The organism is Hafnia paralvei ATCC 29927, from assembly GCF_001655005.1.
Classification (GTDB): Bacteria; Pseudomonadota; Gammaproteobacteria; order Enterobacterales; family Enterobacteriaceae; genus Hafnia; species Hafnia paralvei.
This window is the reverse complement of sequence record NZ_LXET01000063.1, coordinates 57439-78959: the sequence shown is the minus strand read 5'-3', so window position 1 is coordinate 78959 and position 21521 is coordinate 57439. Positions and strand designations below refer to the sequence as shown.

22 protein-coding genes are annotated in these 21521 nt (G+C 44.2%); 13 read left to right on the top strand and 9 right to left on the bottom strand.

Annotated features, from left to right (window positions below):
* Positions 1 to 64 precede the first annotated feature (64 nt).
* Together dut and coaBC are read right to left on the bottom strand one after the other, a co-directional pair.
* A complete protein-coding gene (gene dut / locus M988_RS20400) occupies positions 65 to 523 on the bottom strand; it encodes a dUTP diphosphatase (RefSeq protein WP_004094096.1) in 459 nt (152 codons plus the stop codon).
* Positions 501 to 1715 (bottom strand): bifunctional phosphopantothenoylcysteine decarboxylase/phosphopantothenate--cysteine ligase CoaBC, encoded by a 1215-nt coding sequence (gene coaBC, locus M988_RS20395; protein ID WP_008815763.1) that lies wholly within the window; start codon positions 1713 to 1715, stop codon positions 501 to 503. The genes dut and coaBC overlap by 23 nt, the downstream gene beginning before the upstream one ends.
* 199 nt (positions 1716 to 1914) lie before the next feature.
* Here coaBC and radC point away from each other — a divergent pair, with 199 nt between their 5' ends.
* From radC to mutM, 4 genes are all read left to right on the top strand, one after another.
* Entirely contained in the window at positions 1915 to 2583 is a 669-nt protein-coding gene (radC, locus tag M988_RS20390) for a RadC family protein (RefSeq protein ID WP_371272902.1), read from the top strand.
* Between the two features lie 238 nt (positions 2584 to 2821).
* Entirely contained in the window at positions 2822 to 3058 is a 237-nt protein-coding gene (gene rpmB / locus M988_RS20385) for a 50S ribosomal protein L28 (protein ID WP_008815765.1), read from the top strand.
* 11 nt (positions 3059 to 3069) lie between these two features.
* Positions 3070 to 3237, top strand: coding sequence for a 50S ribosomal protein L33 (gene rpmG, locus M988_RS20380; protein ID WP_001051798.1), 168 nt, complete (start codon positions 3070 to 3072; stop codon positions 3235 to 3237).
* A 117-nt stretch (positions 3238 to 3354) separates the two neighbouring features.
* Positions 3355 to 4164: a bifunctional DNA-formamidopyrimidine glycosylase/DNA-(apurinic or apyrimidinic site) lyase gene (gene mutM / locus M988_RS20375; protein WP_004094113.1), complete on the top strand. Its 810-nt coding sequence runs from the start codon at positions 3355 to 3357 to the stop codon at positions 4162 to 4164.
* 3 nt (positions 4165 to 4167) lie between these two features.
* Here mutM and coaD read toward each other — a convergent pair whose 3' ends face one another.
* A complete protein-coding gene (gene coaD / locus M988_RS20370; protein ID WP_008815766.1) occupies positions 4168 to 4647 on the bottom strand; it encodes a pantetheine-phosphate adenylyltransferase in 480 nt (159 codons plus the stop codon).
* Between the two features lie 11 nt (positions 4648 to 4658).
* Positions 4659 to 5936: a lipid IV(A) 3-deoxy-D-manno-octulosonic acid transferase gene (gene waaA / locus M988_RS20365; RefSeq protein ID WP_008815767.1), complete on the bottom strand. Its 1278-nt coding sequence runs from the start codon at positions 5934 to 5936 to the stop codon at positions 4659 to 4661.
* A 436-nt stretch (positions 5937 to 6372) separates the two neighbouring features.
* Between waaA and rfaQ the strand changes: the two genes are divergently transcribed.
* From rfaQ to M988_RS20330, 7 genes are read left to right on the top strand one after another with little or no spacing between them, the layout of a single operon-like run.
* Positions 6373 to 7449 carry a lipopolysaccharide core heptosyltransferase RfaQ gene (gene rfaQ, locus M988_RS20360; protein ID WP_074388469.1) on the top strand — a complete coding sequence of 359 codons (1077 nt, stop codon included), beginning with the start codon at positions 6373 to 6375 and terminating at the stop codon, positions 7447 to 7449.
* Entirely contained in the window at positions 7446 to 8570 is a 1125-nt protein-coding gene (locus M988_RS20355) for a glycosyltransferase family 4 protein (protein ID WP_064575515.1), read from the top strand. The genes rfaQ and M988_RS20355 overlap by 4 nt, the downstream gene beginning before the upstream one ends.
* Complete coding sequence (rfaP, locus tag M988_RS20350; RefSeq protein ID WP_061059363.1) at positions 8563 to 9360, top strand: lipopolysaccharide core heptose(I) kinase RfaP; 798 nt, start codon at positions 8563 to 8565, stop codon at positions 9358 to 9360. Before M988_RS20355 ends, rfaP begins: the two co-directional genes overlap by 8 nt.
* 39 nt (positions 9361 to 9399) lie before the next feature.
* Positions 9400 to 10407, top strand: a complete 1008-nt coding sequence (waaO, locus tag M988_RS20345; RefSeq protein WP_008815771.1) for a lipopolysaccharide 3-alpha-galactosyltransferase — start codon at positions 9400 to 9402, stop codon at positions 10405 to 10407.
* 28 nt (positions 10408 to 10435) lie between these two features.
* Positions 10436 to 11161 (top strand): lipopolysaccharide core heptose(II) kinase RfaY, encoded by a 726-nt coding sequence (gene rfaY / locus M988_RS20340; RefSeq protein ID WP_064575511.1) that lies wholly within the window; start codon positions 10436 to 10438, stop codon positions 11159 to 11161.
* 9 nt (positions 11162 to 11170) lie between these two features.
* The gene (gene waaZ / locus M988_RS20335) at positions 11171 to 11950 is read left to right on the top strand and encodes a 3-deoxy-D-manno-oct-2-ulosonate III transferase WaaZ (RefSeq protein WP_064575509.1); all 780 of its coding nucleotides are present in this window, start codon (positions 11171 to 11173) and stop codon (positions 11948 to 11950) included.
* A 45-nt stretch (positions 11951 to 11995) separates the two neighbouring features.
* On the top strand, positions 11996 to 13081 hold the full coding sequence (locus tag M988_RS20330) for a glycosyltransferase family 9 protein (RefSeq protein ID WP_020303928.1): 1086 nt from the start codon (positions 11996 to 11998) through the stop codon (positions 13079 to 13081).
* A gap of 29 nt (positions 13082 to 13110) precedes the next feature.
* Here the strand turns inward: M988_RS20330 and rfaL are convergent, their stop codons facing one another.
* From rfaL to rfaD, 4 genes are read right to left on the bottom strand one after another with little or no spacing between them, the layout of a single operon-like run.
* Positions 13111 to 14337: an O-antigen ligase RfaL gene (gene rfaL, locus M988_RS20325; protein WP_064575506.1), complete on the bottom strand. Its 1227-nt coding sequence runs from the start codon at positions 14335 to 14337 to the stop codon at positions 13111 to 13113.
* A 25-nt stretch (positions 14338 to 14362) separates the two neighbouring features.
* Positions 14363 to 15325 (bottom strand): lipopolysaccharide heptosyltransferase RfaC, encoded by a 963-nt coding sequence (rfaC, locus tag M988_RS20320; protein ID WP_004094134.1) that lies wholly within the window; start codon positions 15323 to 15325, stop codon positions 14363 to 14365.
* Positions 15325 to 16374 (bottom strand): ADP-heptose--LPS heptosyltransferase RfaF, encoded by a 1050-nt coding sequence (rfaF, locus tag M988_RS20315; protein WP_008815776.1) that lies wholly within the window; start codon positions 16372 to 16374, stop codon positions 15325 to 15327. The genes rfaC and rfaF overlap by 1 nt, the downstream gene beginning before the upstream one ends.
* 34 nt (positions 16375 to 16408) lie before the next feature.
* The gene (gene rfaD / locus M988_RS20310; protein WP_004094139.1) at positions 16409 to 17338 is read right to left on the bottom strand and encodes an ADP-glyceromanno-heptose 6-epimerase; all 930 of its coding nucleotides are present in this window, start codon (positions 17336 to 17338) and stop codon (positions 16409 to 16411) included.
* Positions 17339 to 17648: 310 nt separating this feature from the next.
* Between rfaD and kbl the strand changes: the two genes are divergently transcribed.
* Both kbl and tdh read left to right on the top strand, forming a co-directional pair.
* Positions 17649 to 18845, top strand: coding sequence for a glycine C-acetyltransferase (gene kbl, locus M988_RS20305; RefSeq protein ID WP_064575504.1), 1197 nt, complete (start codon positions 17649 to 17651; stop codon positions 18843 to 18845).
* A 13-nt stretch (positions 18846 to 18858) separates the two neighbouring features.
* Positions 18859 to 19884 (top strand): L-threonine 3-dehydrogenase, encoded by a 1026-nt coding sequence (gene tdh / locus M988_RS20300; RefSeq protein ID WP_008815778.1) that lies wholly within the window; start codon positions 18859 to 18861, stop codon positions 19882 to 19884.
* Between the two features lie 72 nt (positions 19885 to 19956).
* On the opposite strand, the gene M988_RS20295 is transcribed toward tdh, so the two are convergent.
* Complete coding sequence (locus M988_RS20295) at positions 19957 to 21471, bottom strand: phosphoethanolamine transferase (RefSeq protein ID WP_248846527.1); 1515 nt, start codon at positions 21469 to 21471, stop codon at positions 19957 to 19959.
* Positions 21472 to 21521: the final 50 nt, after the last annotated feature.

Genomic DNA, 21521 nt, shown 5'->3' with positions numbered 1-21521 from the left:
ACACCAAACAGTTAGCCACCATGAGACGGTGGCTTTTTGGTTTTTTTATAGCGTTGTGAGCGGCTTATTGGCGACCTGAATGGCCAAAACCACCGGCACCGCGCTCACTATCTTCGAAAGATTCCACCAGATTGAAGTCTGCCTGTACAACCGGCACTAGAACCATTTGGGCAACACGCTCACCCGGCTCAATAGTAAAGGTAGTTTGGCCACGGTTCCAAACAGAAACCATCAACTGACCTTGATAATCAGAATCTATCAAGCCGACCAGATTACCCAATACAATCCCGTGCTTATGGCCTAGACCAGAGCGAGGCAGGATGATAGCGGCCAAGCTCGGGTCTTCGATGTGAATGGCTAGGCCCGTTGGCAGCAGAGTCGTTTCGCCTGGAGCCAAAATGACGGCTTCATCCAAACAAGCGCGTAGATCTAGACCCGCCGAACCCGGCGTTGCATACGTCGGGAGTGGGAATTGTTCACCGATGCGCGGATCTAAAATTTTAACGTCTATTTTTTTCTTCATAATGGCTGACAATCTCGTCAATTAAATAGTGGCCCAACAAGGACTTATTGCTGAGTGGCAACGGCTTATCGCCCTGTGGCCAAAATAGGTGTAAGGCATTGGTATCGGTGTTAAACCCTTGCCCTGCTTGGGAAACATCGTTTGCACAAATCATATCCAGATTCTTACGTGCAAGCTTTTGCTTCGCGTATTCTTCCACATTCTGGGTTTCGGCAGCAAATCCTACTACATAGGGGCGATGCTCTTTTAGTGCTGCAACACTAGCGACAATATCTGGATTTTTCACCAGCTTAAGTGTGATTTCGTCGCCCTGTTTTTTTATTTTCTCGTCGCAAATTTGTTCGGCGCGATAGTCTGCCACCGCAGCGCAGGAAATGAAAATCTGATGTGCAGGAACCTGTGTTAGCACGGCATTTTTCATCTCTAACGCACTTTCTACGTCGATCCGAGCAACGCCGGCAGGTGTTTTCTGATTAACAGGACCGCTGACTAGGGTCACTTTTGCTCCACGTTTTGCCGCCGCTGCTGCAATGGAGAACCCCATTTTTCCTGAACTATGGTTGGTGATGAAGCGAACGGGATCTAAGGCTTCCCGCGTTGGCCCAGCGCTAATCAGGAAGCTGTATTGGGTAAGATCTTGTTGTTGTGCAAAATGTTCCTGAATCATCCCAACAAGAACCATAGGGTCGAGCATCCGACCCGGGCCAACATCGCCACAGGCTTGGCTACCGCTGTCTGGCCCCCATAAAAGAAGCCCTCGTCGCTCTAACGTGTTTAGGTTCTCTTGGGTGGCAGCTGCACGATACATCTGCTGGTTCATCGCGGGAGCCACCGCAATAGGGGCCGCAGTGGCTAAGCAGACGGTGCTTAGAAGGTCGTTAGCCATGCCTGCGGCAATACGAGCGATGAGATCAGCCGTTGCGGGGGCAAGAACGACGAGGTCGGCCCACTTGCCAAGCTCGATATGCCCCATAGAAGCCTCTGCCGCAGGATCCAGTAAATCATCCGAAACGGGATAACCTGAAACCGCTTGTAGGGTCAGCGGCGTGATGAAGGCCTCCGCGCCTTTGGTCATCACGACGCGCACTTCTGCACCTCGCTCACGAAGTCGACGCACGATTTCTGGGCATTTATACGCAGCGATGCCCCCGCTGATACCTAATACGATACGTTTGCCTGTCAGTGCAGTCATGGTTGTTGTCCCAGTCGAGGCAGAAATTGACGTGATTTTACCATAAGCGGAGAAGATGACATGTGTTGCAGTCGTTGCGATCGTTTTTTGCGCACTGTTTCGCAGCAATGAGAACGTGTACTCGACGCTATTTTTGAATTTGCGAAGATGAGGCAAGGCGGGTTACAGGAATTTTTTGTTGATGGATGAAGTCGTAGAAATGCCTTATTGGCCCTCAGCGTTGGCACCGAGAGAGAAATTATTATCGTTAGGGAAAGAATCACTATCGGATCAGGAGTTGCTGGCGATATTTTTACGTACAGGCATTAAAGGAACCAATGTGATGGCGCTTTCATCACAACTTATACGAGAGTTTGGTTCAATTTATGCGTTGATGCAGGCCGATTATGACATTTTTTGTACAAAACCCGGCTTGGGAATATCGAGATATGCCCAGCTTCAGGCCGTGATGGAGTTGTCGAAACGCTTTTTACATCGACAGCTAACTGAACAAAGTGTAATCACTCGGCCAGAGTTAACGGCGCTATATTTGCAAAATGTGTTCTCTGGATACGAACGCGAGGCCTTCTTTGTATTATTTTTGGACAACCAGCATCGCGTAATTCGCTCTGAGGAGATGTTTTCGGGTACTATAAACTGTGTGGATGTATATCCACGTGAAATTGTGCGTGGCGCGCTAAAGGTTAATGCCGTAGCGTTAATCCTCGCACATAATCATCCGTCCGGAATAGCAGAGCCTAGTGCAGCCGATCGTGTGCTCACGGAAAGGGTGGTGAAAGCTTGCGCGTTATTGGACATCCGTGTGCTTGATCATATGGTGATCGGTCATGGCCAAAGCGTGTCTTTTGCCGAAAGAGGGTGGCTTTAGTCATTTTTTTCACGATCCTTTTGGGATCTTTGCTGTTCGGGTCTTGAGCACTTACGCTTCAGAGCGTATACTACGCCACCTTTGAGAATCTTGGTTGTAGCGTTAAGAGCCTATCTCAGCAGGTTTCGACCTGACTCAGAGTCTCCTCGGTGAAGTTTGCTGAGATGGGCTCTAAAGCCTGACGAGGCGGCTACTTCCTATACGAAGCTCGAGCTGATTTGATTTTTGGAGAATAGACATGTCCCGAGTCTGCCAAGTTACTGGCAAGCGTCCGGTGGCCGGTAATAACCGTTCCCACGCGATGAACGCAACCAAACGCCGTTTTCTGCCTAACCTGCATTCACACCGCTTTTGGGTTGAAGGCGAGAAGCGCTTTGTAACTCTGCGTGTATCTGCTAAAGGTATGCGTGTTATTGATAAAAAGGGTATCGAAACGGTCTTGGCCGAAATTCGCGCCCGCGGTGAGAAGTATTAAGGAACTGAATCATGGCTAAAGGTATTCGCGAGAAGATCAAGCTGGTTTCGTCTGCTGGTACTGGTCACTTCTACACCACTACCAAGAACAAACGTACCAAACCAGAAAAACTTGAACTGAAAAAGTTTGATCCGGTTGTACGTCAGCATGTGATCTACAAAGAAGCTAAAATTAAATAATTTTAGTGGATTTAAGAAAACCCAGCTTCGGCTGGGTTTTTTTTATTCTAAAACACCCCCACATGGTGATAGTCGCCATTGTAAGATGGCAAACTGTCTTTAACGCTGGGGAATGAAATGCCAGAACTACCAGAAGTCGAAACTAGCCGTCGAGGGATTGAGCCCTATTTAGTCGGTAATTCAATTGAACATCTTGTGGTGCGCCAACCTAAGCTTCGTTGGCCGGTTTCTGATGAGTTACTTCGATTAAGTGATAAGCCTGTGCTTAGCGTGCAGCGTCGTGCTAAGTATTTGCTGATTGAACTAGCCGATGGATGGATTATTGTTCATCTCGGTATGTCTGGTAGCGTACGTATCCTGCCCGCAGATGAGCCTCCCCAAAAGCATGACCACGTCGATATGATTCTATCGAGCGGTATGATGCTGCGCTATACCGACCCACGCCGTTTTGGCGCATGGCTTTGGTGCAAGGATTTAGATTCATCCAATGTCCTTGCCCATCTCGGCCCTGAGCCGCTCAGCGATGAGTTTAACGGTGATTATCTGTTCCGTAAGTCGCGTAGTAAGAAAACCGCCGTGAAGGCGTGGCTAATGGATAATAAAGTGGTTGTCGGCGTAGGGAACATCTACGCCAGTGAATCATTATTTACTGCGCGTATCAGCCCCGATAGACCCGCCGGCGATTTGACTCAAGCAGATGCCGAAGTATTAGTCGCGACGATCAAGGCGGTGCTGCTGCGTTCTATTGAGCAGGGTGGTACAACGCTAAAAGACTTTTTGCAGTCAGATGGAAAACCTGGGTATTTTGCGCAGGAACTACAAGTTTATGGCCGCGCTGGAGAAGCCTGCAGGGTATGTGGCGAGAAAATATTGAGTGGAAAACATGGGCAGCGTACGACGTTCTTTTGCCCTCGCTGCCAGAAATAACCGTTATGCGAGTTTTTCACCTAATGCCTGAGCAATCTGCTCGGGCACAAATGGCGCGATATCTCCGCCATGACGAGCGACTTCTTTGACAAGCGATGATGAGATAAACGACCATTCTTTTGATGGCATCAAAAAGACGCTTTCAAGCGTAGGCATCAAGTGGCGGTTCATGTTTGCGAGCTGCATCTCATATTCGAAATCAGATACTGCTCTTAAACCACGTACCAGAATATGGGCATTCTGGTGCTGAGCGAAATGTGCCATCAGCTCACTAAAACCTAAGACTTCAACGTTAGGAAGATGAGCCGTTACTTGTGTTGCTAAGGCCACTCGCTCTTCCAGAGTAAACATAGGCTTTTTGCTCGGGCTGGCTGCGATCGCTAAGATAACATGATCAAACATGCTGGCTGCACGAGTGACTAAATCCAGGTGGCCATTGGTCATGGGATCGAAAGTGCCGGGGTAGATGGCGCGCTTTTCCATGGTTTTGCTTCTCAATGTGTCTTGACGGGAAGATAGGGTTCAAGCAAGTGTAACAGCTTCTGCAATGCGCCTTGGTTTTGATAAAGCACCTCAACGGCGTGGCGACCATAGTAATTACGATAATCTTCATCGGTGAGCAGCGTGGTCACTTCTTTTACTAAAGACGCGGCATCTGTCACGGTAATTAAACCATCGGCTTGTTCTAGTCTTGCACATATATCTTTAAAGTTGATGGTGTGCGGCCCCATTAGCACGGGAATAGCATGCGCAGCAGGTTCCAGAGGATTATGACCACCGCGTTCCACAAGGCTTCCGCCAACAAAAGCGAGATCGGCGATCCCGTAAAGTAACATCAATTCGCCCATAGTATCCCCGATCACGACCTGTGTTTTTGTCGACGGAATTTCACCCGATGAGCGCGTTATATAGGATAGGCCGGCCTGTTGGGTGAGTTCTATCGCATCGTTAAAACGTTCAGGATGGCGAGGAACCAGAATGAGTAATAGCTCTGGGAAATGCTTTAAAAGCTGTTTATGAGCCTCAATTAAAATATCTTCCTCGCCTTCATGCGTGCTAGTTGCGATCCATACCTGGCGATGCGGTGCCCACTGGCGGCGTAGTGTGACTGCTTTGGCGGCCAGTTGTGGGGTCACTGAGATATCAAACTTTAAACTTCCCGTAACCGCTAACTGCGAGGGTTTCAAACCTAAAGAGATAAAACGCTCACCGTCTTCCTGATTCTGAGCGGCGATTAAGGTAATACGGCGCAGGATGTCGCGTATAAAACCGCCCAGTTTGGCATAGCCTTTGGCTGAACGTGCTGATAAACGTGCATTAGCAATAACCAGCGGGATTTGGCGCTTGTTGAGTGCTGTAATAAGGTTCGGCCATAGCTCGGTTTCCATAATCAAAACGAGTTTAGGATTGACGCGATCCAGAAAACGATTGATGGAGCCGGGTAGGTCGTAGGGTAGGTAAACATGCTGCACATCTTTACCAAACGCCGACTGTACACGCTCTGAGCCTGTAGGGGTCATGGTTGTGACCGTGATCGGCAGAGTTGGGTAACGATGACGCAATGCTCGAACTAAAGGGATCGCGGCGAGTGTTTCTCCGACCGAGACCGAATGCAACATGATCCCGCCTGAGAGCATTTTGTTTGAGCAGAAGCCATAGCGCTCCGCCCAACGTTTTCTATAGGCTGGAGCCTTACGACCACGCATCCATAATCTGATCCAAATGAGTGGCTGGATTAGGTAAAGCAGTATGGTGTAAAGCGTTTGAAGCATAAGAGGTTTGCATGGTAGGGAAACTTGGTTGGGATTCTAAGTATTTAAGTAGGGCAAAGCCATCATTTTTGGACTGCAACTACCTGAAAAACTGATAAATCCACTTCAACTCATTGTTAATAATGTGGTTTTTTAGAACGTTATATTATTAATTGAGAGTTTCAACGCAATCGATAAAATTTCAGAGGAGTCTGTTTTTCTTTACGATTTAAGTTTCACCTATCTTTATGATTTTATGAGGTAATTTAAATCACATCTGAAATAATGGATTCGGCTACTACGGTAACTAGTGGTATAATAGAAAATTATAAACGCAGAATATTTTATCAGTGAATTGGTTGCTGTAGAGCCAAGGGCGGTAGCATGTCTGATCGAGTAGCCCTAAACCCAAAATTGCGTATACAGTGTCTTATAACCGGATAGGTAAGAGCGGCAAGTGGATAAACAATATAAAAGAATACTAGTCATCAAACTCAGGTTTCACGGCGATATGCTGTTGACGACACCTGTCATTAGCACCCTGAAGCAAAACTATCCAGATGCCCAGATTGATGTCTTATTATATGAAGACACTATGCCAATTCTTTCAGAGAATCCTGAAATTAACGCGCTTTACGGAATCAAAAACAGAAAGACGCCGACGCTCGAAAGATTGAAGAACGTTTTTACTACGATAGGCGTATTAAGAAAAAATCACTATGATTTAGTCGTTAATCTCACTGATCAATGGCCTGTTGCCTTTTTGGTGCGATGCTTACAGACAAAAAATAAAATTTCCCTCCAGTTTCAACATCGTCGTTCTGTTTTATGGACAAGCTGTTTTCGCGAGTCTGTTCCTCCGCAGGGGTCACATATTGTTGAGCGTAATCTTTCCACGCTCGCTCCCCTCGGTTTGAAAAAAGTGGTGACCGAAACCACGATGGGCTATCAACCAGAGCATTGGAATAATATCCAAAATAAACTTTCTGAGCTTGGCGTCGATAGCCATCGGTATGTGGTCATTCAACCAACCGCACGTCAGGTGTTTAAATGTTGGGATGAAGAGAAATTTTCTGCGGTGATTGACTCATTAGAGGCACGCGGGTATCGAGTTGTGCTGACTTCTGGGCCTAGCGCTGGAGATATAACTTGCGTTAGTAAAATTAAAAATCACTGCCAGAATAAGCCAGTCACTGAATTGGCGGGCAAAACTTCGTTTCCTGAGCTCGCGGCTTTGATCGATCATGCGGCATTATTCATCGGTGTTGATTCTGCGCCGATGCATATTTCTGCAGCGCTAAAAACGCCGATCATTTGCTTATTTGGTGCAACCGATCATCGATTTTGGCGGCCATGGAGCGATAACTTTATTATGTTTTGGGCTGGCGATTATCAGCCTATGCCTAAACGTGAAGATCTCGATCGTCACCATAAATACTTATCGTGTATTCCAGCAAGTGAAGTCATTGAGGCTACAGAAAAACTACTGAAAAGTAGCTCCAATGAATCCATGTCTAGGAATGGCTCATTATGAATATTGCGTTTTGTTTATATAAATATTTTCCCTATGGCGGATTGCAGCGTGATTTTTTACGTATTGCTTTGGCCTGTCAGGCTCGTGGGCATCATATCCGTGTTTATGCGATGTCATGGGAAGGGGAACGGCCTGAGCAGTTTGAGTATATACAGGTGCCAACCAGCGCACACACGAATCATGGGCGTAATAAAGAATACAGTGACTGGGTAAGCCAAGAGCTTCAGCGTAATCCTGCTGATGTCATCGTGGGCTTCAATAAGATGCCTGGCCTAGATTATTACTATGCAGCTGACGTGTGCTATGCAGAAAAAGTAGAGCAGGAAAAAGGCTTTTTATATCGCCTTACGTCGCGTTACAAGCATTATGCAGAGTTTGAGCGTGCGGTATTTTCCAATGATAGTCGCGCTGAATTGTTGATGTTAACGGGTAAACAAATCGCTGATTTTAAAAAACACTATCAGACGAAACCTGAGCGTTTTCACATTGTGCCCCCTGGGATTTCTTTAGATAGAAAATACGATTATCGGCCAGCTAATGCTCGCGAAGATTTTCGGCAGAGAAATCATACAGAGCAAGATGAGCTTTTGATTTTGCAAGTTGGGTCTGATTTCAAACGTAAAGGGGTTGATAGAACGTTACGTGCCGTTTCAGCCTTGCCAGCGGAAATTAAAGCAAAGACCAAGCTTATCGTTGTTGGACAAGATAAGCCGAAACGCTATCAGGCGTTGGCAGAGAAACTGGGTATCGCATCTCAGGTGGCATTCTATTCTGGCCGCGATGATATTCCCGAGCTAATGGCTGCGGCAGATATACTCATGCATCCAGCGTATCAGGAGTCGGCAGGCATTGTTTTAATTGAAGCGATTGCGGCTGGGCTCCCAGTAATAACCACAGAAACCTGTGGTTATGCACATCATGTTGCAAGCGCTGAATGCGGAGTCGTTATTTCTGAACCGTTTGAACAAAATGCTTTAAATGGAGCCTTAGCTCGTGGATTAGGCAATAAGCAACTTAGAGCAACATGGTCTGAACACGCTAAAAAATATGCAGATAGTGAAGATCTGTACAGTCTGCCAGAAAGGGCTGCCGATCTCATTTTAGGTGGCAAAAATGATTGAGTTAAAAGAGCCCTTAACCACCTTGTGGAAAGGGAAAGATCCTTTTGTTGAAGTCGAAAAGCTTCAGGGGGAGGTATTTCGGGCTTTAGAGACTCGTCGTACATTGCGTTTCTCTCTAGCAGATAAATCATATTTTATTAAGATCCACTATGGCACAACGCTAAAAGAAGTCTTAAAAAATTTAATCTCCTTCCGCATTCCCGTATTAGGTGCCGATCGTGAATGGAAAGCGATTCACCGTTTATACCAGTTAGATGTTGATACCATGACTGGGGTTGGGTTTGGTCAAACAGGGATCAATCCACTGACGCGCAAATCTTTCATCATTACTGAGGATTTGGCTCCAACAATCAGTTTGGAAGACTATTGTGCCGATTGGGCACTAAACCCGCCTGATTTCGGTATCAAGCGTATGTTGATAAAACGACTTGCGACGATGGTTAGAAAAATGCATCGTGGTGGCGTGAATCATCGGGATTGCTATATTTGCCATTTCTTACTTCATTTGCCGTTCAACGGTGAAGAGAGCCAGCTAAAGCTGTCGGTTATCGATTTACATCGTTCTCAGATCCGTTCACACGTTCCAAAACGCTGGAGAGATAAGGATCTGATTGGACTGTATTTTTCATCTTCTAATATTGGTCTAAGCAAAAAAGATATTCTTTATTTTCTAAAAATCTATTTTGATGCGCCTTTACGTACAATCTTGGTACAAGAGAAAGCGTTGTTAGAAAAGGCGATAGTTAAATCTGAGAGAATAAAAGAACGAACCATACGAAAGTCGCTATGATCAACACTTTTAGTGTATTGATAGGATAGGTGAGAAACCATGTTTTTCAATGAAGAACAGTACATAAAAGAAGTCATAACGTACTCGGGAAACAATGGATGTGATAACAGTCATAGCCTAAATATTGCATATGGAACAGATAAGAATTTTCTATTCGGTTGTGCAGTATCAATCACGTCCATACTAATAGAAAATAAAGATTTAGATTTTAGTTTTCATGTTTTTACGGACTCATTTACTGAGGACGATCGGACGAAATTTAAAGCTTTATCAGAACAATATAAAACGAACATCTCAATTTACTTAGTCAATGCAGCGAATCTCAAGTCATTGCCTGAGAACAAACTTTGGACATATGCCATCTATTTCAGATTTATTATTGCAGATTACTTTAGCGATAAACTAGAACGCATTGTCTATGTTGATTCTGATGTCGTGTGTAATGGCTCAATACGTGATCTTAGCACTCTTTCTCTGGACGGGGTCGTTGCTGCAGGGGTGACTGAGCGTGACGAGAGTTGGTGGCGCCAGCGTGCTGAAACATTAGGGGACCGTCAGATTGCTAATGGGTACTTCAACACAGGCGTATTAGTGATTAATGTACCTGAATGGAAAAGGCTGGATGTCAGCACGTTAGCAATGAAATCACTCAACGATCAGAATATTAGAAGTAAGCTAACCTATTATGATCAGGATGTTCTCAATATGGTTTTGGCTGGCCGTGTATTGTTTTTAGATAAGATATATAACACACAGTTCAGCTTAAATTATGAGCTTAAAAAGAACTGTGAAAATCCAATAACGGAAAGCACAGTATTTATCCATTACATTGGCCCGACAAAGCCTTGGCACGAGTGGGCTCAATACCCCAGTGCAACCCCTTTTTATCAAGCTAAGAAACGCTCCCCGTGGGATACCGTGCCGCTGATGAAGCCGAAGAGTAGCAGTCAATTTCGCTATTGCGCAAAACATAAGTTTAACCAGCATAAATCCTTTGAGGGCATCTACTTTTACTTTATGTATTTCATAAAGAAAATGCTTGGATAAAGAATAATATTAACATTCGGATTTTTTCATGATAGTTAGTAAAAACATTAAAAATTTCAAAGTCTACATTAAAGACAACAATGAAATTTATGAAAATATTTTCAGAGATTTTCTCAATAACAATCTTGATGTCATCAAAGTATTCCGCAGTATTGAAGATACAAAGGTATCACTGATTAATACCCCTCACGGTAAATTTGTATTTAAAGTCTTTGCACCAAAAGAAAAAAAAACTGAGCGTTTTTTTAAATCTTTTGTGAAGGGCGACTATTATCTTAATCTATTACTTCAAACGGATAGAGTAAGAAATGAGGGGGTGACATTCCCTAATGATTTTTATCTGCTAGCAGAGAAGAAAATATTTAATTATGCTAGCGTATTTATCATGTTAATTGAGTTTGTCGATGGCGTTGAGCTTTCTGATGTTCAGGATTTTGATGAGAATATCCGTACTGAAATTCAGTCTAAGATGATCGAACTGCATCAGCATAATATGGTCTCAGGCGATCCTCACAAAGGGAATTTTATCTTATCTCAAGATGGCGTTAGAATTATTGACCTGTCTGGGAAAGCATGCAATGCAAAGCGAAAAGCAAAAGACAGAATTGATATGGAAAGGCATCTTAATATCCGCAATACGGTTAATGATTTTGCCTATTTCTCTGTTGTTTATAGAAATAATTTACGCCAAAAAATAAAAGCTATAAAAGCCAAGGTGAAAATGTTTCTGGGTTTAAAAAAACGTAAAGTCTGAGTTAACCCTATGAGTGATTTCAAATATATTACAAGACAGGATGTAGACTCTCTTATTAATGAGAGGAAACATGATAGTACTGTTATTTTTCTTTCAGGGCCGACCTCGGTTAATACACCAATTTCATTGTTAAAAGAATCAGATGTTATTTCGGTGAATGGATCAGCTCGTTATTTGATTGAGAATGATATTAAACCATTTATTTATGTTTTAACAGATGACCGATTCTTAATCCAAAAAAATGATGACTTCAAGTTTTTCGTTAAGAACAGCCAATATACTATAGTCAATTGTGATGTATTTGAAAAAGCTAGCTTGGAAGATAAGCGATTTTTACAAGAAAATTGCTTCATCATGAAGATGCTTTATAAAAGAGAGAAAGGCGGTTTCTTAAAAAAGATACGATTTAAAATTTTGTCAATGAGAAATAAAAATATTTTAATTGACGTACCAGTATCTAAAAGAAGAAGATTGGTTGGATTCAGCTTAGACATTAGCGATGGATATTGCTCTTGTCATACCGTGGCCTATGCAGCCATCCAGATTGCCTATAGTTTGCGTTACACTAAGATCATTTGTTCTGGCTTGGACTTGGTTGATTCGTGTTCTCGCTTTTATGATAAGAATGGTGAGCCGTCTATGCCGTCAGAGCTTAGCAGAGATCTAGGTAAAATTATCCCATTCTTTATTTTTATGAAAGATAACGTTAAAGATATCAACATATATAATTTATCAAACAATACGGCCATTGATTACAAAATTATACCGTATTTAGACGTGAATAATTAATCAGCTTTAGCTGTTTTATCAAGAAATTTTATCGGAGTATCATCAGTGAAATTAGGTTCCTTTCACAGAAGAAAGAAAGCTTTTATTAAAGACTTTAAAATCTTCATGATGATGGTTTTATTTTTTCGTTTTAAAAAACGTAATTTTGAAACGAGTGAAATAAAAAATATATTAATCATGAGAGATAATAATAAGCTTGGAGATATGATCATTTTCACTCCACTTTTTCGTGAGTGTCATCGGTTAGGGCTTGAGGTTTCAGTTGTTACAGGTGCAGTATGTGCTGAATTAATAAAAGAAAATAAAAATATTAAGCACATCTTCGTATGTAAAGAGAAATTCTTTAATATGTTTTCTCTAGCTCTTAAGTTGAGAAAGAAGAAGTATGATTTAGTTATAGATCCTCTCAACGAAGTACATAGCTATCGTAGCATTATGATGATGCAGGTTATCAATCCCAAGCACATATTAGGTTTTAATAAAGCGGGTAAGTATAAGACATATGATATCAGTCTGCCTGAGGATCTATCATTAAATCGCCATACTTCTGAAAGGACTAAATCAATACTGAGGTTGCTAAAGCCGAATATTGATCTCGATGAGGTGGATATGTCATATGACTTACCTATTCCAAAAGATGCCGATGCGATTGTAAGGCAGTATCTAGAGCGCTTTAGTGGAAGAACAACGGTGTTGCTAAATCCATTTGGTGCTCTCAAAACCCGAAAGTTTAGCACTGCGAAAATTAATGCAATTGTAGATATCATTAAGCAGAAAATCGAAAACCCTGTAATCATAATCTCGGGTCTTGAATCTGAGATTAAGCATATAGAGATAGATGGTGTTGAAAAAACGCCTTTTACTCGTTATATACACGCCACATCTTTGGTAAAGCAAGTCGATTACATAGTTTCCGTTGATACATCTATAGTGCATGCGGCAACAGCCTTTAATAAGCCAATCGTTGCTTTTTATCCGATGTCGAAGACTCAGATAAACTCACAGCCCTCGACATGGGGGCCGAATAGTGAGTATGCAATCCAAATATTGTCAGATACACGTAATGTTGAAGACATTCCGGATGATAAAATAAAGTGCGCTATAGAGAACATGCTCTCAATGCGGAATTAAAAAATGGCCCTACAGGGCCATTTTTTATATTAATTCTCTACGTAGTATTTTTTTGCGTGTAAGGCGAGAAGAATGCCGATGATAACGGCAATATTCTCAATTCTTACCGTTTCGAAAGCGCCTCTAACGATAAAGTCCCCAATCAATATAAGTGTCAGGATGAGAAACGCATCTTGTGCTGGACCGTTATTTTCACGGTATCCTTTTATGCTCGAAACGAGTGCTGATACTAATAAGTAATAAAGTGCCGCGACTCCGATAACGCCGCCAGCAAACCAAATAGAGAGCGTTAGGTTATGTGGCCCAATAGACTCTTTAAAGCGCCAGTCAGGATAGCTTGGGGAGCGCTTGTTGTAGACGTGATGGTAAAGATCGTTACCAAATCCATAACCTTTTATCGTGTTTTCAAGGATGAGATCAAGCGCTGCACCTTGTGTACCGTTTTCGTAGCGACCACTGCTGTCGGTTTGCTGTAGCTTATGGAATAGGGTTTTCACCTGCTGTGGATCTTTTTGGTGGACAGTAAATAGCCCTACACCAATAACCAGAGCTGCAAGTAAAGGTAGCTTCCATTCGCGTTTTGCTATGGCCCAGATGAGCGCTGGAACGAGTAATGAAAGCCAAGTTCCTCGTTGCAGAGTGCCCAGCATCAGAATGGCGAAGATAGCTGCTAGCACGAAGAAGATCGTTTTATATTTTGCCCCTGGAATTGTCCATAGGGTGAGTATTGCGGGGAATATAAAAATTAATGTATCTGAGATTCGACGATGTTCGAAACTCGTGAATGGAATGATCCCTACTTTATACTCTTCAATATACTGATGCAGCTCTGTGCCTGTCAAAATGACTAGCGTTGTAGCAAGAGCGAGCACCAGCATATGCGCTATTTTTTTGTTATCTTCTCGGTGGAGAACCATTGCGATCATAATGGAGACTAAAAATAGCTTTTCGAAAATACTATTAGACGCACGTTTTAAGCTTAGCGATGGCTCAACGGATATTGTTATGGCATATATCATCGCTACAGTAAAAATAGCTAATGACAGAAAAAGATTGTTCTTCAGAATGCTAAATATTTTTTTGCGTTGTTGGATAATATAAACCAGCCCCGTGATATATATGGCGGCACTGATCATATGTTTGTATCGGCTTATGCCATCAAAAAAATATGTAGTGATAAACAAAAATACAATTGTTCTATTCCAAATAGACTGCCAATCGAGATCGCGTCTCTGGAGTGGTAGCGCTAAACTCATATGTGCTCCAACAACAAAATTGTTCTTATAAATTTTTAGCCAAAGAGCTAAATACGGTACTAGCTGCTAGATTAGCCAGCGATTTGTCCTGCGAACAACACGCCACCTGATTTTCACCATACCCACCAATAAGCCCAGGATCGGTTGGGCCGTATAGCGTTATATTTGGTCGATCAAGCGCGGCGGCTAAATGGCTCAAACCTGTATCTACCGATACCACTGCTTTTGCCCCCGCGAGTACCTCAGCCACCTGTTCAAGCGATAGCCGTGGTAAAACTTCCACATGTCCAAAACCTTCTGCGAGACGCAGGGCTCGTTGGTGCTCGTGTTCTGCTCCCCAAGGAAGTTTGATCTTGATGCCTGTAGGCTCGACTAAAGCAATCAGCTCACGCCAGTGCTCTTCTGGCCAGTGTTTATCGTCACGTGTGGTTGCATGTAAGAAAACCAGATAACTGCCATGATCTGCTGGCAGATGCTCAAGAAAACGTTGGGCAATAGCGTAATTCCCTCTGCTTTGTGGTTTTGTATAACCTAGACTGACGGCAAACAGCTCGCGGGTTCGTTCAACCGCGTGCATTTTTTTGCTGATATTGTAGCGATGATTAAAAAACCAGCTAGCAAAAGGTTCTCTGGCACTTTGGCAATCTTGTCCGTGACGCGGGCCTTTCGCGATACGTGTAATTAGCGCTGCGCTTTTAATCAGGCCTTGAGCGTCAATAACGGCATCGTAGGTACGGCGTTGAACTTCTCTTTTGAAATCACAGCGCTCTTGGCGGGTTGCGGCACCAAACCAGTTTTTCCTCCAACGGCGAATCGCGACAGGAATGACGCGATCAACGGCTGGATGCCAGCTTGGTATTTGTGCAAATCCTTCTTCGACCACCCAATCAAATTTGATATCTGGAATGGCATGCATGGCATCTGTCAGTGCTGGTAGCGTGTGAAGAACATCGCCCATTGATGAGGTTTTGACGATCAAGACATGCATTACAGCTGGGTATCCTTTGGCAATAACTCGTTCAATGCTTGCATAACAGCATCAGGCTGAATATCGATTAGACTCTGGTGATATCCCTGATTTGCATCACCTTTGCGGATTTTTAGATAGCCTGTAATCAAGCGGATCACTTTGGCTTTATCAGATAGCGGCGGTGTGAAGTCTGGGCTGCTTGGACCATAAAGCGCAACCAGTGGTTTGTTAAGCGCAGCCGCGACGTGCATTAGACCAGAATCATTGGTAACGATAGCTTGGCACGCTGCGATTAAGATAACTGCCTGATCTAAATTAGTTTGCCCTGCAACATTCAAGCAGTATTCACGAGCGTCTTCTGTTAGAGCGTGGCAAATTTCTTCACCGGCCTCATGATCTTTGGCTGAGCCAAAGAGCGCGATCTGATATCCCTGGTCGATAAGCTTTTGAGCCAACGCGGCATAGTGGTAATGCGGCCAACGTTTGGCTGGGCCAAACTCGGCTCCAGGACAAAATCCAATGATTGGGCGATGGTCTGTCAGATTAAATGCCGCAGCGGTTTCAGCAATCTCTTCGTCGGCTACGCTGAGCGCAGGCCACAACAAAGGCTGAGGCAAATCTTTGGCTGATTTTATCTGCTGTGATGGGTAGGCTAACGCAACGTAGCGCTCAACCATCAGCGGGAATGCGGCTTTGTCTAGCTGACGTACATCAGTCAGCAATCCATAGCGCATTTCGCCTTTCCATCCCGTTCTGACGGGAATGCGGGCAAAGAAGGGAACCAGAGCCGACTTAAATGAATTTGGCAGCACATAGGCGCGATCATAGTTGCTATCGCGTAGGCTTTTCCCCAAACGATAGCGCTCGCCCAGAGCTAAAGCTCCGTGTCCTAGAGGCATGGCAATAGCTTCATTAACTTCAGGCATACGCGCTAATAATGGACGGCACCAGTTGGGTGCCATCACGTCGATTTTAGCATCAGGATGCTCGGCCTTCAGGGTTCGATATAAGCTCTGCGACATCATCATGTCGCCTACCCATGAAGGTCCGATAACCAGTATTTTCATACCGTGCTTCATTCCTTACTGTTAAGTCGCGTATTTAGGCTTTTTTATTCAGCCATGCAAGATATTCACTCACGCCTTCTGCGACGGTTTTGAATGGCTTATCGTAGCCAGCAGCGCGCAGTTTAGTCGTGTCGGCTTTGGTGAAGCCCTGATAGCGACCTTTCAGTTTATCTGGGAAAGGAATGTAGCTAATGCTGCCTTTCTGATGATATGCAACGACGGCATCGGCAACGGCTTGGAAGGATTCGGCACGGCCAGTACCGCAGTTGAAGATACCGGAGATACCTTTCTGCCAGAACCATAGGTTGACATCGGCAACGTCGCCTACGTAGATGAAGTCACGTTTAAAACCATCGCTGCCTTCAAATAGTTTTGGATCTTCGCCGTTGTTGATTTGATTATTCAGGTGGAAAGCAACGCTTGCCATGCTGCCTTTATGGCCTTCGCGTGGGCCATAAACGTTGAAGTAACGGAAGCCACAAATTTGTGATTCTGCCTGCGGAAGAATCTGACGTACATACTGATCAAACAGGAATTTAGAGTAACCATAGACGTTTAACGGGCCTTCAAATTCACGTTCTTCAGTGAATTGCTCGGTTAAACCGTAGGTGGCTGCAGAAGAGGCATACAGGAATGGAATTTGGCGTTCCAGACAGAAATGTAAAAGCTCTTTAGAGTACTGATAGTTGTTATCCATCATGTACTTGCCATCCCATTCTGTTGTGGATGAGCATGCGCCTTCATGGAAAACCGCATCGATATCGCCGAAATCATCGCCAGCGACAACGCTTGCGATAAAATCTTCTTTATCCATGTAGTCGGTGATTTCCAAATCGACCAGATTAACGAATTTGGTGCCATCTTTAAGGTTATCAACCACGAGAATATCGCTATAGCCGATATTATTCAGTGCCTTAACGATGTTGCTGCCAATCATTCCAGCGCCGCCGGTTACAATAATCATGAGATTTACCTTTAAATAAACGGAACAGTGGCGCACAACGCCCCACGTTATATAACGTCATAATAGCATTTCATGCCTAAGCATTCAGCGTATAGGGTATGAATCTGAATCAAAAACCTCAGTATTAAGACTAATACTCTCATGCTGGGCGTATGACGACTAAATTGATATCTGAAACTAATTATTTCCCGGTATCTTACAGCAGCGTGATATATGCTGCATTTTTCACATTCTGTGAGTTACAAACTCGTTTCATTTGCAACAAAACAGTAATATGTTTCACGAACTAGCCCATCCAGGAGATAACACCATGTCTGCGGATTTTTACCAGCAGCTGACTCAGCAATTAGAAACGACCCGTGCCGAAGGTCTGTACAAAAATGAACGTATTATCACTTCAGCTCAGCAGGCTGATATTGCGGTAGCCGATGGTCGTCATGTCATCAATTTCTGTGCAAACAATTACTTAGGCTTGGCAAATCACCCTGCACTTATTGAAGCTGCGAAAAAAGGCATGGATTCCCATGGGTTTGGCATGGCATCGGTGCGCTTTATTTGTGGAACTCAAGACAGCCATAAACAGCTAGAACAGCGTTTAGCTGAGTTTCTTGGTATGGAAGACTCGATTTTATATTCTTCTTGTTTCGATGCTAACGGTGGTTTATTCGAAACGCTGTTGGGCTCAGAAGATGCGATTATTTCGGATGCGCTAAATCATGCGTCTATCATTGATGGTGTCCGCTTATGCAAAGCTAAACGTTATCGTTATGCCAATAATGATATGACCGAACTGCGGGCGCAGTTGGAGATGGCTAAGGCCGATGGAGCACGTCATATCCTGATCGCTACCGATGGTGTGTTCTCCATGGATGGCGTTATCGCGGACTTGAAGTCAGTGTGTGATTTAGCTGATGAATACGGCGCGTTGGTTATGGTTGATGATTCCCATGCCGTCGGCTTTGTAGGTGAAAATGGTCGTGGCACTCATGAATATTGCGAAGTAATGGGTCGCGTTGACATTATCACTGGGACTTTAGGTAAAGCTCTCGGTGGCGCGTCTGGTGGCTATACCGCCGGTCGTAAAGAGGTTATTGAATGGTTGCGCCAGCGTTCGCGCCCTTATCTGTTCTCAAACTCTTTGGCTCCAGCGATTGTAGCAGCCTCAATCAAGGTGCTTGAGTTACTGGCTGATGGTGATGAGCTGCGTAATCGCCTGTGGAGTAACGCTCGTTTATTCCGTGAAAAAATGAGCGCTGCTGGTTTCACTCTGGCTGGTGCGGATCACGCGATTATCCCAGTTATGCTGGGTGACGCAAAGTTGGCGCAAGAGTTTGCCAATGAGCTGTTAAAAGAAGGGATCTATGTGACTGGATTCTTCTTCCCTGTGGTTCCGAAAGGTCAGGCACGCATTCGTACCCAAATGTCTGCCGATCATACTCCAGAACAAATTGAGCGCGCTGTGGCTGCCTTTATTCGTATTGGCAAGCAACTGGGTGTGATTGCGTAAGGAATTCATCATCATGAAAGCATTGTCAAAACTGAAGGCCGAAGAAGGTATTTGGATGACCGACGTACCTAAGCCAGAGCTTGGGCACAACGACATCATGATTAAAATCCGTAAAACGGCGATTTGTGGCACGGATGTTCATATCTACAATTGGGATGAGTGGTCGCAAAAAACGATCCCAGTTCCCATGGTTGTTGGGCATGAATACGTCGGTGAAATTGTTGCCATTGGACAGGAAGTGAAAGGCTACAAGATCGGTGAACGAGTTTCTGGTGAAGGCCATATTACCTGTGGACATTGCCGTAACTGTCGCGGTGGGCGAACGCATCTATGCCGTAACACCACGGGTGTAGGTGTTAACCGCACCGGCGCATTTGCCGAATACCTCGTTATTCCTGCATTTAACGCGTTCAAGATCCCAGACAATATTTCTGATGAGTTAGCGGCGATTTTTGACCCGTTTGGCAATGCTGTTCATACCGCGCTTTCTTTTGATTTGGTTGGCGAAGATGTGCTGGTTTCAGGCGCTGGCCCGATCGGTATTATGGCGGCGGCGGTCTGCAAACACGTTGGCGCGCGTAACGTCGTGATTACCGACGTGAATGAATACCGCTTGGAGCTGGCACGTAAAATGGGCGTTACCCGCGCGGTGAATGTCAGCAAAGAAAATTTGACTGATGTGATGAGTGAGCTTGGCATGACCGAAGGTTTCGACGTTGGTTTGGAAATGTCCGGTGCTCCACCGGCATTCCGCGCGATGCTGAGCACCATGAATCACGGTGGTAAAATTGCCATGCTGGGGATCCCTCCTTCCGATATGGCAATTGACTGGAATCAGGTGATTTTTAAGGGTTTGTTTATCAAAGGCATCTATGGTCGTGAGATGTTTGAAACGTGGTACAAGATGGCTGCATTGCTGCAATCAGGCTTGGATCTCAGCCCAATTATCACTCATCGTTTTGGGATTGATGATTTCCAAAAAGGCTTTGACGCCATGCGTTCGGGGCAGTCAGGTAAGGTTGTTTTAAGCTGGGATTAATTTCCGGCATGACAACGCCACTCTTGTGGGTAGCGACAATCAATAGAAAGCCCCTCAGTCGGGGCTTTTTTACTATCTGGACGACTCAGGCAGCGGCTCCTGCGCAGTTTTGCGCAGAGAGTGATAATCCAGTTTTTGGTAAAGGTTATCGAGCACGGTTGAATCATTTTTAAACTTGTTAACGACATCGTTAACGTTTGAAAATATTCCCCTGCTAGCATCGGTAATACCTAGCCAAGTTGCGATTGCGGCATCGTTATAACTGGTCGAATATACGGAATCTACCTGTCCAATCTCCTGCTGGTAACGTGGCTCCAATACTGGGCTATACCAGATAAACATAGGAACATGATAGGCCTCTTGGCTGGGAGTTATACCGCCGTGGAAGTAAGGGGCGCTTTGCTTAGGATCTCTCTCTAAAGCGTGGTCTGAGAAATAGAATACGGAAGCGTTTTTCCGCTTTAATAAGCTAAATATTTCACCAAATAAGCTATCGGTATATCGAACGGAATTGTCGTAGCAAGCATCTATATCGCCGTTTTTATCAAAAATCGCTTCATCCGACGGATATCTAGCACATGCTGGTTCATGGCTACCATAGAGATGCAGAATAATGAGTTTTTTATCGTGGCCCGGCTTAGCTAATGCTGTTTTTAGATGTGGTATCAGCTCTTTGTCATAGCCTTTGATATACAATTTATCTTTAGCATTCATGGCGATACCAGCCACAGAGGAGCCATAGTTGCCGAAGGCTGTCTGTGCACTTAACCAAGTGGTGTGAAAACCCGCCTGATTGGCTAGATTAATGACGTTGTCGGCATAATTCTTCAGGTCATGGTTATGGATATTGTCTGCGCTAAGCGCCATCGGTACAGCAACCGATGTAAAAGGCACTCCGCTAATTGCTTGAGTAAACAGTTTTAAATAGGGTTTCTGTGATTCGAGCTGTGGGGTAGTCGGTTTTTTATAGCCATAGATACTCATGTTTCTGGCTCGTTCTGATTCACCAATGATCAAAACATAGGTATCTATGCCGGTATCTTTTACGGTCAGAGTGTAATGAGGTGTGGCGCCGCTAATATTCTTTAAAATCTGGCTCTCCTGCATTGCGGTAAGGAAATAGCTGATATTAAAGAATGGCATATAAGTTGTGAATCGGGCGGCGACTTTAAGCTCTGAGATCGCTCCTTCATTGACGGGACGCTTTTTAACGAATTTTAGTGAGGAAACTAACGCGATCAGGCAAATAATGAGAATAAGCGTCCCTGTTATTTTCTTGGACGGTATTTTTCCAGGAATGGGTCTGACTGCAAAGATAAAGAGAACGAGCAATGCCAAACACACAATCACAAACCGCAGATACACGCCCAGCATGGCGATCATTTCACTTGGGTTGCTTTCTAACGTACTGACTGCAAAACCGTCATTAAATGGCGTTTTGAATGTAAACCACGAGTAGAGACTAAGGCTAATATCTGCAGAGCACAGAAATAAAAATGGTATGGCCAGTATCAAACGCAGTGGGGACGAACGGATGGCTTTTAAAAATAATAACGACAGCGTAAAAGTCACAATGCGGTAAGACATGTGAATATTTGGCGCCATGAGTATATTAATTACGCTGAAGATTATTACGC